We start from the raw sequence: 12227 nt of genomic DNA on the forward strand, positions 1-12227 counted from the left end.
GGACCCCTCATGACCTCCTCCGCCCTGGAGCAGCCGTTCCTCCTCACCAAGCGGCGCATCTGGATCATCTTCAGCGCCCTCATCGCGGGCATGCTGCTGGCGAGCCTCGACCAGACGATCGTCTCGACGGCCATGCCGACGATCGTCGGCCAGCTCGGCGGCGTCGAGCACCAGGTGTGGATCGTGACCGCCTACCTGCTGGCCACGACGATCGTCATGCCGATCTACGGCAAGTTCGGCGACGTGCTCGGCCGCCGGCACCTCTTCCTCATCGCCATCGGACTGTTCACCGTAGCCTCCGCCGGCGCGGCCTTCGCGGGCGACTTCTGGGCGTTCGTCGCCTTCCGCGCCATGCAGGGCCTCGGCGCCGGCGGCCTCATGATCCTGTCGCAGGCCATCATCGCCGACATCGTCCCCGCCTCCGAGCGCGGCAAGTACCTCGGCCCGCTCGGCGGCATCTTCGGCCTTTCGGCGGTCGCGGGCCCACTGCTCGGCGGCTACTTCGTCGACCACCTCACGTGGCAGTGGGCGTTCTACATCAACATCCCGATCGGCATCGCGGCGTTCGTCATCGCACTGGTGGCACTCAAGCTGCCGGTGAAGCGCGCCACCAAGCCGATCGACATCCTCGGCGTGCTGCTGCTGTCGACCGCCACCACGTGCCTCATCTTCTTCACCGACTTCGGCGGCGACGCCGCACACGGCTGGAAGGCGCCGGAGACCTGGATGTGGGGTGCCGGTCTCCTCATCGCCGCGCTTCTGTTCGTGTTCGTCGAGTCGCGCGCGGCCGACCCCATCATCCCGCTCAGCTTCTTCCGTAACCCGGTCTTCGTCAACGCCACCGCGATCGGCCTCATGATCGGGCTGGCGATGTTCGCCGCAATCGGATTCATCCCCACCTTCCTGCAGATGGCGTCGGGCACCTCGGCAGCCGTGTCGGGCCTGCTCATGCTGCCGATGATGGTGGGCCTCATGGGAACCTCGATCGCCTCGGGTCTGATCATCACGCGGACCGGGCGCTACAAGGTCTTCCCGATCGCCGGAACGCTCACGACGGGCCTCGCGATCGTGCTCATGGCCGGCATGACCGCCGAGACGCCCATCTGGATCATCTGCGTGTTCCTGTTCATCTTTGGGGCCGGACTCGGCCTCATCATGCAGGTGGTCGTGCTGGTGGTTCAGAACGCGGTGCCCGCGGCCGACATCGGATCGGCCACGAGCACGAACAACTACTTCCGCGAAGTGGGCGCGGCCCTCGGCACCGCGGTGTTCGGCACCCTGTTCACCACCCGCCTGAGCGAGAACCTCACCAGCGTCTTCGCCGACGCCGGAGCGACCCCCGAGCAGGCGGCAGAGGCGACGGCGACGATCGACCCGCAGGTGCTCGATCAGCTGCCCGCGACGGTGCGCGACGGCATCGTCACCGCCTATGCCGACGCCCTCGCTCCGGTGTTCTGGTACGTACTGCCCTTCATCGGCGTCGCGTTCGTGCTGAGCCTGTTCCTCAAGCAGGTGCCGCTGTCGGATGTGGCGGGCCTCGTCGCCCGCGGCGAGGCCGTCGGGGGCGAAGAGGCCGAGCGCCTGGAGGCCGAGCAGCGCGCATCAGCCGACGCCCGCACACCCCGCGCCGCCCGTGCCGCCGATCCCGGCGACGCGAGCAACGCCCCGGAGCGCGATCGACGCGAGCGCTGACGCACTGGCGCCGCGGCGGAGTGTTCACCGGACCCGCCAGCGGCGTATCGTGGTGCACATGGGCACCATCTACTACGGCGGATCCGCCACCCCCATCCACATCGAGGACCGTGCCCTGGCGCACCTCAAGGTCGTGATCGCCACGAAGCTCCGTCGGAACGAGAGCTTCACGGTGTCATGGCAGCATCCGACCGGCGAACCGGAGGGCCGCAGCACGCTGTGGCTGCACCCGTCGATCCCGCTGCGGTTCGTCTTCGACGCTCCCGAGCCGCCGGAATTGAGCCGTCAGTGGATCGAGGACCTCGCCAGCTCCGCCAATTCATCCGGCGGCATCCAGCTGATCACCGAACAGGTGAGCATCACCGACTGATGTGGTCGACGCCCCTCAGCCGCGCGGCGGGTTCGCGTCGGTGACGGGCGCCTCGTCCTCGGGGGGCTCAGGCACGATCCAGAGCCCGTTCGGGCCGCTCGCGGTCTGCATCAGCTCCTCGATCCAGACGCGGTTGATGCGGGGCTGACGACTGCCGAAGAAGTGGAACTGCATCGGCACCGACGGATGCATCCAGAAGCTGCGGCGACCACTGCCGTCGCCGACCTCGACGTCGAACATGAACGACTCCGCACGGCGCAGCTTGTTCATCACCACGATGCGCAGGTGGGCGAGCACACGGTCTTCGATCTCCACAGAGTTCGAGGAATTGTCGTAGATGAAGCGACCCATGGACGCGAGCCTACCCGGTCAGAACGGCCACACGAACGGCACGTAGAGTACGGCGAACGCGACGAAGAGGGCCGCGAGAGGCAGGCCGAGCCGCCAGTAGTCCCCGAAGCGGTACCCGCCTGGCTCCATGATCATGAGGTTGGCCGGCGTAGCGATCGGCGTGAGGAACGCGGCCGCGCCCGCGACGGTGAGCGCCATCATGAACGGCATCACCGACAGGTCGAGGGTCGCCGCGATCGACACGGCGATCGGGGCGACGATGAGCACGGTCGCGGCGTTGCTGATGAGCTGACCGAGCACGAGGGTGAGCAGGCACAGCGCGAGGAGCACCACGTGCGCGCTCGCGCCGCTCATCGCCGCCAGCACCCAGCCGGCGACGAGGTCGGCGGTGCCCGTCTGGATGAACGCCGTCGACAGCGGGATCATGCCGGCGATCAGCACGATCGTCGTCCACGAAATCGACTGGAAGGCCTGCGGCACGCTGATCGCGCGGGTCAGCACGAGCGCTACGGCCGCGAGCAGGGCCGCGGCGGCGGGCGGCACGACACCGGTCGCCAGCAGCACGACCATCACGGCGAGAACGACGACCGCGCGCTTGGCTCCGCGCCCGAGCGGCACCGAGCGGCGCAACTGCGCGGGCGCGTCCACCGGCAGCATCCCTCCCGAGGCCGTGCGAACCGTCAGGGCATCCCATGTGCCTTGCAGCAGCAGGGCGTCGCCGGCCTGCACCACGATGTCGCCGGTCTTCAGCACCTGTTCGCCGCGTCGGGCGGCCAGCACGACGAGATCGCCGTCGGGTGTGGTCATGCCGGGAGCGACGACGGTGCCGATCAGGGGCGAACGCGGCGCGATGACCACCTCGGTCACTCCCGAGGCGGGGCCGAGGAGCGTGCCGGTGTCGAGCGACACGTCGTACTCGTGTCGAAGCACACGGGCGTGACGGGCGAGGTCGGTCGGCAGCCGCACGCCCTCGCGCATCGGCAGCAGCGGCTTGCCGAGCAGGACGATCACCGCCGCCGACGCGATCACGAGGGGCACACCGACCAGCGCGAACTCGAAGAATCCGAAGGCGCGTCCGCCGTTCTCGGCGGCGATGTCGGAGACGATGATGTTCACCGGCGTTCCGGTGAGGGCGAGGAGCGACCCCGCACTCGCCATGAAGGCCAGCGGCATGAGCAGCTGCGAGGGCGGCAGCCCCGCGCGGGCGGCGACGACGACCACGAGAGGCACGAGGGCCGCGACGGCGCCGTTGATGCTGATGAGCGCCGATGCGATCGCGACGACGGCGCCGATCGCGAGGAGGAGCCGAGCTCGGCCCGTGCCCGCGCGCGTGATCACCTGCTTGCCCGCCCAGGCCGTGACCCCGGTGGCATCGAGCGCTTCGCTCACGACGAAGAGCCCCGCGATGAAGAGCACGGTCGGGTCGCCGAATCCGGCGACCGCCTCCGGCAGGGTGAGCACGCCGCTGAAGAACAGCAGCAGGGAGACCCCCACCGCGATGACGGCGATCGGCACCCGGTTGCTCACGAACGCGACGACCGCGAGGGCGAGGATGATCAGTGTGGCGGCGACGGGGTCCACGCGGCCAGCGTAGCGATCAGGCCGCGTCGACGGGCTCTGTCGCGAGCCGCTCCTTGACGCGGCGTTCGACCAGCACGGGGATGAACGCGCGCACGCGGGCGCCGTCGAGCTGCGCGAGCTCGTCGGCCGCGATCTCGCGCAGCCGATCCTCGCCGACGAACGGGTACGTCTCGGACAGCCGCTCGAGCGCGTAGACGAGCGCTTCGTACTCCGATTCCGGCTGGAGGCGGCTCATACTCGCATTGTCCGCCCCGCCGCGTGCGTCGTCCAGGTGCTTCACGGGTCCGTCATGGATCGATCCATAGATTATGGTCTATATATGACCTCCTCGCGCCGGATCGAGACCATCCGCTCCCTCACGGGAGAGTTCGCCGGCAGCGCCGGACTCGCCGCCGTCGCCATCGGGTCGGGGATCGCCGCGCAGACCCTCTCCCCGGGGGACGTGGGCCTGCAGCTGTTCGAGAACGCCTTCGCCACGGCACTCGGACTCGGGGTGCTCATCGCCGTCTTCGCCCCCGTCTCCGGCGCCCATTTCAACCCGGTGGTGACGCTCGTCGACGCGCTGCTCCACGGGCGGCCGGTGCAGAGCGTTGCGACCTACCTTCCGGTCCAGATTCTCGGATGCATCACGGGCGCCGTCGTGGCGAACCTCATGTTCGGCCTTCCCGCCGTGTCGTGGGCGACGACCGACCGGGCGAGTTGGCCGACGCTGTTCGCGGAGGTCGTTGCGACGGCCGGCCTCCTCACGGTGATCTTCGGTCTCGTGCGCACGGGGCGCTCGCACCTCGCCGCCCCGGCCGTGGGCGCCTACATCGGCGCCGCGTACTTCTTCACCTCGTCGACGAGCTTCGCGAACCCCGCCATCACGGTCGGCCGGGCTTTCTCCGACACCTTCGCCGGCATCGCACCGACCTCCGTCCTCCCCTTCATCGGTGCGCAGCTGGTTGGCGCGGTGCTCGCGTGGGGGTTCATCCGCGCCGTGTTCCCCCGCACCGACATCGCCACGATCCCGACGGCATAGCCGACCGACGACGGCCGTGGGGAGGGGGTTGACCCGAACAGCGCTCCACACGTGAGACTGATGCCGTGACCCGGGTGAGAGAGAACCTCCGCGACTGGCGCCAGACGTCGCTGAACCGCCACCGCGTGCTGCTGGCGGCCAAGACCGCGGCCGCCGCCGCGATCGCGTGGCTGCTCGTCCCCCTCCTTCCGTTCGTGAGCAACGAGTACTCCTACTACGCCCCCTTCGGCGTGCTCGTGGTCATGTACCCGACGGTGGCGGCCACGGCCCGCACCGGGGGCCAGACCCTCCTGGGTCTCGCGCTCGGGATCGGTTTGGGCGTCGCGGCGCTCGGCGCGACCGAGTTCTTCGACATCCCGCCCGTCATCCCCCTGGCCGCGGTCGTCGGTGTCGGTGTGCTTCTCGGCGGCATCCGACACCTCGGAGCCGGTCGCGACATCCTCGCGGTCGCCGCCGTCTTCGTGCTGCTGCTCGCCGGGCAGGCGGGGTCCGGGGACTATCCGCTGTCGTACCTCGTGACGATGGGCGTCGGCGTCGTCGTCGGGCTCGTCGTGAACCTCGTCGTCGTTCCGCCGCTGTATTTCGAGTGGGCCAGTGGCAAGCTCACCGACCTGCGCGAAGCCGCCGCGGCGTTCCTCGACACCCTCGCCGATCACGTGCGCGAGCCGGATGCCGCACAGGTGGACGCCGCCCTGTCGCACCTGGACGCGATGACCGAAGAGGTCCGACGCGAGGTCGCCGAGGCTGAGGATTCCGCCCGCGCCAACCCCCGGGGCCGGCGCCACCTCGCCGAGCTGCAGCAGAACGCGCGTCGCCTGCGTTCGATGGACCTCACCGTCGCCGCCACGCGCGACCTCGCCGAGGTCATCTCGGGGCGTCATCCCGAGACCCTGGTCGAGATGGACGACGAGGCGCAGCGCCTGTTCGCCGACGCGATCCGCGCCTGCGCCACGCTGACGAAGACGCCGATCGACGATGACGGCCTCGACGACCGTGTGCGCGCCGCGAAGGACGCGCTCGAGCGCTACCTCGGTGCACTGCCATCGACGACCGTCTCGACCTCGACGATGGCTCAGCGCATCGAGCCGGCGATCTTCCTGCGTCGCCTGGTCGACGCCTCCACCCTGTTCATGGATGACACCAGAGCCTGATCTCGGCGCCTGTCAACCCCCGCGGTGATTCGGGGTCTCCGACCCTAGCGTCCGAGCACAACCGCTCACGCGCACAGGAAGGGGAAGACGATGTTCTTCCACAAGCAGGAGTTGCAATTCGCCGCCACGCCCGACAAGCCCGATGCGATCTTCGCCCGGCGGCTTCAGGAGGTGCTCGGCGGACAGTACGGCGAGATCACGGTGGCCATGCAGTATGGCTTCCAGGCCGTCAACTGCCATCTGCCGGGAAAGTACCGCGATCTGCTGTATGGCATCGGCGCCGAGGAGATGGGACATGTCGAGATGCTGGCGGTGATGATCGCGCAGCTGCTCGAGAAGGCACCCGTGTCGCAGAGCGAGGAGGCCGTGGCGTCGGATCCGACGCTCGCCGCCGTGTTGGGCGGGATGGACGTGCAATCGGCGATCGTCGCCGGGGCCGGCGTTCGTCCCGTCGACAGCAACGGCAACCCGTGGCAGGGGTCCTACATCACCGCCAGCGGCAACCTCCTCGCCGACTTCACCGCCAACGCCAACGCGGAGATGCAGGGCCGCACCCAGGTGGCCCGGCTCTACCACATGACCGACGACAGCGGCGTGCGGGACATGCTGTCCTTCCTGCTCGCGCGAGACACCATGCATCAGAACCAGTGGATCGCCGCCGCGGCCGAGTTGCGCGAGGAGGGCGTGGAGGACCTGCCCGTTCCGAGCAACTTCCCGCTCAGCAAAGAGGCGCGCGAGCACGCCTACACGTACTACAACTTCTCCGACGGTCAGGCGGCGGCGGAGGGCTCCTGGGCCTCCGGGCCGACGCCCGACGGCAAGGGCGAATTCCGCTATGAGGACGGCCCCGGCACCTCGGTGCCGATGCCGCCGCCGACCACACCCGATCCGCGCTACTACGGCACCGATGCGAAGCCGGGCTTCATCGACAAGGCCGAGGGCGTCGTGCGCGACGCGCTATCGTAGCCGCGAGTCGGCGCGAGACCGGGTGATCCGCCCGGTCTCGCACCATGCGGAAGGGGTCGGATGCCTGCTGTCGCCGTGATCGGTGCTCTCACGTTCGTGCTCAGCGCCCTGTCGGTGAAGCTGCAGCGCACGGGGGTGCCCCCGCTCCTGATCGCACTCGCCTGCGGCGCCCTGCTCGGGCCGTTCGCGGCGGGAGTCGTGCAGCCGACCGCGTGGGGCCTCGGATCGACAGAGGTGCTCGAGTCGGTGGCACGGGTCGTGCTCGCGGTGTCGCTGCTCGGCGTCGCGCTGAGGTTCCCGCGGGGATACTGGCGCGCGAACCTGCGCTGGATCGTCGCCAGCATCGCCGTCGGCATGGTCGTGATGTTCGCCGTCGCGACCGGGGCGGTGCTGCTGCTGGGCATCCCCCTTCTGTCGGCCATGCTGATCGCGGCAGCGATCACGCCGACCGATCCGGTCGTGACCACGCCGATCGTCACCGGCACCGTCGCAGAGGAGCGCATCCCGAAGCGGGTGCGTCTGAACCTCTCGTCGGAGAGCGGGCTGAACGACGGGCTCGCATATCTGATCCTCATGCTGCCGCTGCTGCTCGTGACCACCGGCGGCACCGAGGCATGGCGAGAGTGGCTGACGACGACGCTCCTGTGGGAGGTCGCGGTGCCCGTGGTGGCGGGCTTCGGCCTGGGCTGGGCCGCAGGCTGGCTCCTCGACGCGGTCATCGCCCGGGGATGGTCGAACTCCACGAGCTACCTCGGATATGCCCTCGCGCTGGCGCTCGCGATCCTCGCCGGTCTGCGGATCATCGAGACGGATGCGGTGCTGGGGGTCTTCGTGGCGGGCGCGGCGTTCGGCAATCGCCTGACCGACGACCTCCGCGCCGAACTCGGACGCGAGATCGACGAGCTCGGTCGCGTGCTCATCCTGCCGCTGTTTGCGGTCATCGGCGCTCTCCTCCCGTTCGACCGATGGGCGGCGGAAGGGTGGGCGCTGCCCCTCGTGCTCGTGCTCGCGCTGATCGCCCGCCGGGTGGCCGGCATGTGGCTGACGCGCCCCATCTACGCCCGCCTGCACTCCCGGGCCGAGACGGCGTTCATGAGCTGGTTCGGCCCGGTGGGGGTGTCCGCGCTTCTCTACGCGTGCCTGGCGGAGCGCCGCACCGGCGACGATCTGGTGCTTCCGGCCGTGCTCCTGGCGATCGCGCTGTCGGTCGTCATCCACGGCCTCAGCACGCGGCCGGCCGGCGTGTGGCTGCAACGACGGGAGCGGATGGGCTAACTGGCGCCGCCCTCGATGCGCACGTCGTCGAGCGCACTGCCGTCACCCCACCCGTCGGAGGTGATCACGCTCAGTCCACCGTTGCTCTCGAGCACCACGACGGCGATACGCGACAGGTCGCCGACGCCTGCCTGCCGCACGGCCTGCCGCACGTCGGCGCGCGAGAGCCTCGTGCGTCGGAGCGCATCGTCGTCGAAGTGACCGCTCTTGAGCAGCACCGTCGGCGACGCCGTCGTCAGTCGGCGCACGCGACGCCATCGTGCGGCGAGGAACGCCACGATCACCTGCAGCGCGAGAAGGAGAGCGAGCGCGATCGCGCCTTCGACGTAGGAGACGTCGGAGGACAGCAGGATCGTTGCGAGGGTGGACCCGAGGGCGACCGTCACGACGAAGTCGAAGGCGTTCAGCTGGGCGAGTGCGCGCTTGCCCGAGACGCGGATGAACACGACGAGCGCCGCATAGGACGCGACGCCGACGAGCAGCACGCGGAAAACGTCTGACCAGGTGTCGAACCACATGCGCCCGACCATAGGCGCGACGGCGGTCGGTGGCTACGGGGTTGCGTCGACCTCGTCGAGGGGCTCGCGCTCGGCGGTCGTCTCGCCGTCGTTCACCGGGTCGGGGATGGGTATCACGGCGATCGGGATGCCGGGCGCAACGAAGAGGAACGCCTGCCGCAGCGCCCCCTCGCCGTCGTTGAAGGTCAGCCAGTCCCCGCCGCGAGCCACGGCGCGCTCGATCCGCGCTCGCAGTGCATCCGGCTCGACTCCCCCGATGGAGTACGTCTGTCCGCCGTAGACGACGTCAATGCGCTTCATGGTCACGACCGTGCTTCGACAGCACCTTGCCGCCGTCCGCCGAGGGCTCGGGAACGAGGTGCAAGCCGCCCGGGGAGTTCGCCGTGTAGGACAGCGCCTCCAACCATGCGCCGTTCAGCTGCGCGCGGCGACTGCCGTAGTACTTGTACACCAGCGAGCAGTTGGCGTGCATCCACACCGTGGTGCGCCCGTCGCCGATGCTGGAATCGTCCTTCCAGGTGAACGTGAAGCTCTCGCCGCGACGCAGCTTTCCGGTGATCACCGTCTGCAGGTGCGCGAGCGCGCGGTCCTCGAAGTCGACCTTCACGCTGTTCTCGTAGATGAATTTTCCCATGGGCTCACCTCCGCCATCACTCAAGCACGTTCGTGGGCGCCCGACCATCGTCTTGACACCGCTTCCGTCAGCTGAGGGCGGCGGTCAGCTGATGGCGACGACGATGCCGCCCGCCGCGCCGACGAGCACCACCATCCAGGGCGGGAGCCGGAACGCGACGAGCAGAACGAAGCACACCAGCGCGAGCGCGAACGTCGCGGGTCCGGTCACGGCCGTGACGAACACCGGATCGTAGAGGGCGGCGGCGAGGATGCCGACCACGGCGGCGTTGGCACCCGCCATCGCCGCGCGTGCGCCCGCGCGCCGCCGAAGGTCGTTCCAGAACGGCAGGACGCCGGTGAGCAGCAGGAAGCCGGGCAGGAAGATCGCCACGAGGGCGAGCACGCCGCCCGCGACGCCACCGGGCCCGACCGACGAGACCGCGCCGAGGTAGCCGGCGAACGTGAAGAGCGGGCCCGGCATCGCCTGGGCGACCCCGTAGCCGGCGAGGAAGGCGTCGGGCGACACCCAGCCGGGCACGACGACCTCGGCCTCCAGCAGCGGCAGCACGACGTGTCCGCCGCCGAAGACGAGCGCACCGGCACGGTAGAAGGCATCGACCAGATCGACCGCGCCCGACCCGGTCGTCGCCGCGAGCAGCGGGAGACCGGCGAGCAGCACGACGAAGGTCGCAAGGCACAGCCAGCCGACCGTGCGCGTCACGCGGAACACGCCCGCCGGCCCCGCCGCGTCGACCGAAGCACGGCAGAGCCACAGCCCGACCAGTGCCCCGACGACGATCACGCCGATCTGCGCGAGCGAACTCGGCAGCAGCACCACGACCGCGGCGGCTCCGGCGGCGATTCCGGCGCGCTGCCGATCGGGCGCGAGCGTTCGCGCCATCCCCCACACCGCCTGCGCGACCACGGCGACCGCCACCACCTTCAAGCCGTCGAGCACGCCGGCGCCGATCGGTCCGCCCACCGCGGCGCCGACGAACGCGAAGGCGATCATGAGCACCGCTGACGGCAGGGTGAAGGCGACGAACGCCGCGAGCGCACCGCCTGCGCCGGCGCGCAGCATCCCGAGACCGAAACCGACCTGACTGGACGCCGGCCCCGGCAGGAACTGGCACAGCGCCACGAGGTCCGCGTACGCGCGGTCGTCGACCCAGCGACGCCGCGTGATGAGCTCGTCGCGGAAGTATCCGAGGTGCGCGATCGGGCCGCCGAAAGACGTGAGGCCGAGCTTCAGGAAAGCCAGGAACACTTCCACCACCGACCCGCGAGGGCGGGGAGGAGGGGTGGGCACGTCGGCGTTCGCAAGGGGCCCGTCGGACGACACGCTCACACGCTACCGTGGCCCGGGAAAGGAAGGTGGTCTGTGATGGCAGGACGACTCGTGCAGCTCTCCGGCGGACGCGCGCTCGGGGTGAGCGGCTTCGGTGACGCCCTCGCGCAGCGCGCGGTGGTGATGTGCCATCCCGCTCCGGGCGGCGGCGGGTTCGATCCCGACCCCACCGTCTCCACCCACTGGGGCGCGCGCATCGTCGGGATCGACCGCCCGGGCTACGGAGCATCCGACGCCTGGCGTGCGGGCGAGCGCCCCTCCTTCGCGACGTACGCCGACGATGTCGCCCACTACCTCTCGCGGATCGAGAGCAGCACCTCGCGCATCTCGGCGATGGAACTCGGACCCTTCGGCGTGGTGGGCTGGGGCCTCGGCGGATACGCCGCCCTCGCTCTCGCGTCGCGACACCCGCACCTGGTGGACCGGGTGGCGCTCGTCGACGTTCCCGACCCCGGTCGGGTGGCCCGCGAGCGCGCACCGCAGCCGCCGTTCCGCGTGGCCGACATCGGCATCGCTCCCGCCGAGCCCGCCTTCGAGTCGACCGCGGCCGGTCGACGCATCCGCCGGATGCTGGATGCCGCGGCGACGCAGGGCGCCGCCGGGGTGCAGGGCGATTATGTAGCTGCGGCCGACGACGACTGGCAGCGGCGGCTCCGCGACATCCGCGCCGACGTGCTGCTCGTCTACGGCGACCAGCACCCGACGGTGGATGCGCATCTCGACGGCCGCCGCCTGCGCCGCCGCCTCCCCCGTGCCCGGGTGGTGCGCGTCGAGGCGGGCACGGGCCTGTCGATCACGACGCACTGGCCGAGCATCCTGAACCACGTCGCCCCACGCCACGGCGGCGTCTCGCCCACTCTGCGCGACGGCGCACCGTAACCGCGGCGCCCGCTCGCCGCGGGGCTCGCTCGAGGCGGGCACTCGCTCGAGAAACCACATTCGCCCCGAGAAACACCGCGCTGCCTGGTTTCTCGGGCCAATCGCGGTTTCTCGGCGAGGATGCGGGCGCGCCACGGGGAAAGGGGCCGGTCAGCCGGGCTCCACCGCCGCATCGGCACTCTCGGTCTCCTGCAAGGCGCGGATGAGGCTGCGCGCGTCGTAGGGACCACGATGGCGACGGCCGTTGACGAAGAACGTCGGAACCGAGGAGATCGACATCGCCTCGGCGTCGAGCATGTCATCCTGCACCCGCGCGGTGACCGCGGATGCGGTGAGGTCGCGTTCGAAACGCTCCACGTCGAGCCCGAGGCGGTCCGCCAGACGCACGATGTCGGAGGGCAGCTGGTTGTCCTGGTCGGCGAACAGACCGCGCAGGAACTCCGGGAACCTCCCCTGTCGC

At 70.1% G+C, this 12227-nt stretch carries 15 protein-coding genes; 7 read left to right on the plus strand and 8 right to left on the minus strand.

All coding sequences use genetic code 11. The features are described from left to right. Positions 1-9 precede the first annotated feature (9 nt). Entirely contained in the window at positions 10-1692 is a 1683-nt protein-coding gene (locus B4E30_RS05470; protein ID WP_286718235.1) for an MDR family MFS transporter, read from the plus strand. A 58-nt stretch (positions 1693-1750) separates the two neighbouring features. Next, positions 1751-2062 (plus strand): hypothetical protein, encoded by a 312-nt coding sequence (locus B4E30_RS05475; RefSeq protein ID WP_194384478.1) that lies wholly within the window; start codon positions 1751-1753, stop codon positions 2060-2062. A gap of 15 nt (positions 2063-2077) precedes the next feature. Here B4E30_RS05475 and B4E30_RS05480 read toward each other — a convergent pair whose 3' ends face one another. The 3 genes from B4E30_RS05480 to B4E30_RS05490 are packed head-to-tail and all read right to left on the minus strand — an operon-like array spanning position 2078 to position 4229. After that, the gene (locus tag B4E30_RS05480) at positions 2078-2413 is read right to left on the minus strand and encodes an ATP-dependent DNA ligase (RefSeq protein WP_194384477.1); all 336 of its coding nucleotides are present in this window, start codon (positions 2411-2413) and stop codon (positions 2078-2080) included. 18 nt (positions 2414-2431) lie between these two features. Next, positions 2432-3994 carry an SLC13 family permease gene (locus tag B4E30_RS05485; RefSeq protein WP_194384476.1) on the minus strand — a complete coding sequence of 521 codons (1563 nt, stop codon included), beginning with the start codon at positions 3992-3994 and terminating at the stop codon, positions 2432-2434. A 16-nt stretch (positions 3995-4010) separates the two neighbouring features. Beyond that, positions 4011-4229 (minus strand): three-helix bundle dimerization domain-containing protein, encoded by a 219-nt coding sequence (locus B4E30_RS05490; protein ID WP_143003736.1) that lies wholly within the window; start codon positions 4227-4229, stop codon positions 4011-4013. 84 nt (positions 4230-4313) lie between these two features. Between B4E30_RS05490 and B4E30_RS05495 the strand changes: the two genes are divergently transcribed. From B4E30_RS05495 to B4E30_RS05510, 4 genes are all read left to right on the plus strand, one after another. After that, positions 4314-5015 (plus strand): aquaporin, encoded by a 702-nt coding sequence (locus tag B4E30_RS05495; RefSeq protein WP_286718227.1) that lies wholly within the window; start codon positions 4314-4316, stop codon positions 5013-5015. Positions 5016-5080: 65 nt separating this feature from the next. Beyond that, complete coding sequence (locus B4E30_RS05500; protein WP_286718224.1) at positions 5081-6166, plus strand: FUSC family protein; 1086 nt, start codon at positions 5081-5083, stop codon at positions 6164-6166. 90 nt (positions 6167-6256) lie between these two features. Then, positions 6257-7132 (plus strand): manganese catalase family protein, encoded by an 876-nt coding sequence (locus B4E30_RS05505; RefSeq protein ID WP_286718221.1) that lies wholly within the window; start codon positions 6257-6259, stop codon positions 7130-7132. A 60-nt stretch (positions 7133-7192) separates the two neighbouring features. Continuing rightward, complete coding sequence (locus B4E30_RS05510; RefSeq protein ID WP_286718218.1) at positions 7193-8407, plus strand: cation:proton antiporter; 1215 nt, start codon at positions 7193-7195, stop codon at positions 8405-8407. On the opposite strand, the gene B4E30_RS05515 is transcribed toward B4E30_RS05510, so the two are convergent. From B4E30_RS05515 to chrA, 4 genes are all read right to left on the minus strand, one after another. Next, on the minus strand, positions 8404-8925 hold the full coding sequence (locus B4E30_RS05515) for a DUF421 domain-containing protein (protein ID WP_286718215.1): 522 nt from the start codon (positions 8923-8925) through the stop codon (positions 8404-8406). The genes B4E30_RS05510 and B4E30_RS05515 overlap by 4 nt on opposite strands. A 33-nt stretch (positions 8926-8958) precedes the next feature. Further along, complete coding sequence (locus B4E30_RS05520) at positions 8959-9225, minus strand: hypothetical protein (RefSeq protein WP_286718212.1); 267 nt, start codon at positions 9223-9225, stop codon at positions 8959-8961. Beyond that, positions 9212-9559, minus strand: coding sequence for an ATP-dependent DNA ligase (locus tag B4E30_RS05525; RefSeq protein WP_286718210.1), 348 nt, complete (start codon positions 9557-9559; stop codon positions 9212-9214). Before B4E30_RS05525 ends, B4E30_RS05520 begins: the two co-directional genes overlap by 14 nt. Before the next feature lie 84 nt (positions 9560-9643). After that, positions 9644-10882, minus strand: coding sequence for a chromate efflux transporter (chrA, locus tag B4E30_RS05530; protein ID WP_286793880.1), 1239 nt, complete (start codon positions 10880-10882; stop codon positions 9644-9646). Between the two features lie 42 nt (positions 10883-10924). Here chrA and B4E30_RS05535 point away from each other — a divergent pair, with 42 nt between their 5' ends. Next, positions 10925-11767 carry an alpha/beta fold hydrolase gene (locus B4E30_RS05535; protein WP_286793881.1) on the plus strand — a complete coding sequence of 281 codons (843 nt, stop codon included), beginning with the start codon at positions 10925-10927 and terminating at the stop codon, positions 11765-11767. Positions 11768-11917: 150 nt separating this feature from the next. Here B4E30_RS05535 and B4E30_RS05540 read toward each other — a convergent pair. Continuing rightward, positions 11918-12227, minus strand: a 310-nt coding sequence (locus B4E30_RS05540; RefSeq protein ID WP_286793882.1) for a DsbA family protein, incomplete at its 5' end; no start/stop codon positions are given.

This window comes from Microbacterium sp. UBA3394, assembly GCF_002358725.1.
Taxonomy (GTDB): domain Bacteria; phylum Actinomycetota; class Actinomycetes; order Actinomycetales; family Microbacteriaceae; genus Microbacterium; species Microbacterium luteum.

Bases quoted from the DNA above. Each gene is read 5' to 3' on its own strand.
- B4E30_RS05510 (WP_286718218.1), top strand. From the start codon at position 7,193: ATGCCTGCTGTCGCCGTGATCGGTGCTCTCACGTTCGTGCTCAGCGCC.
- B4E30_RS05495 (WP_286718227.1), top strand. From the start codon at position 4,314: ATGACCTCCTCGCGCCGGATCGAGACCATCCGCTCCCTCACGGGAGAG.
- B4E30_RS05480 (WP_194384477.1), bottom strand. From the start codon at position 2,413: ATGGGTCGCTTCATCTACGACAATTCCTCGAACTCTGTGGAGATCGAA.
- B4E30_RS05515 (WP_286718215.1), bottom strand. From the start codon at position 8,925: ATGTGGTTCGACACCTGGTCAGACGTTTTCCGCGTGCTGCTCGTCGGC.
- B4E30_RS05475 (WP_194384478.1), top strand. From the start codon at position 1,751: ATGGGCACCATCTACTACGGCGGATCCGCCACCCCCATCCACATCGAG.
- B4E30_RS05520 (WP_286718212.1), bottom strand. From the start codon at position 9,225: ATGAAGCGCATTGACGTCGTCTACGGCGGACAGACGTACTCCATCGGG.
- B4E30_RS05505 (WP_286718221.1), top strand. From the start codon at position 6,257: ATGTTCTTCCACAAGCAGGAGTTGCAATTCGCCGCCACGCCCGACAAG.
- B4E30_RS05525 (WP_286718210.1), bottom strand. From the start codon at position 9,559: ATGGGAAAATTCATCTACGAGAACAGCGTGAAGGTCGACTTCGAGGAC.
- B4E30_RS05490 (WP_143003736.1), bottom strand. From the start codon at position 4,229: ATGAGCCGCCTCCAGCCGGAATCGGAGTACGAAGCGCTCGTCTACGCG.
- B4E30_RS05470 (WP_286718235.1), top strand. From the start codon at position 10: ATGACCTCCTCCGCCCTGGAGCAGCCGTTCCTCCTCACCAAGCGGCGC.
- B4E30_RS05535 (WP_286793881.1), top strand. From the start codon at position 10,925: ATGGCAGGACGACTCGTGCAGCTCTCCGGCGGACGCGCGCTCGGGGTG.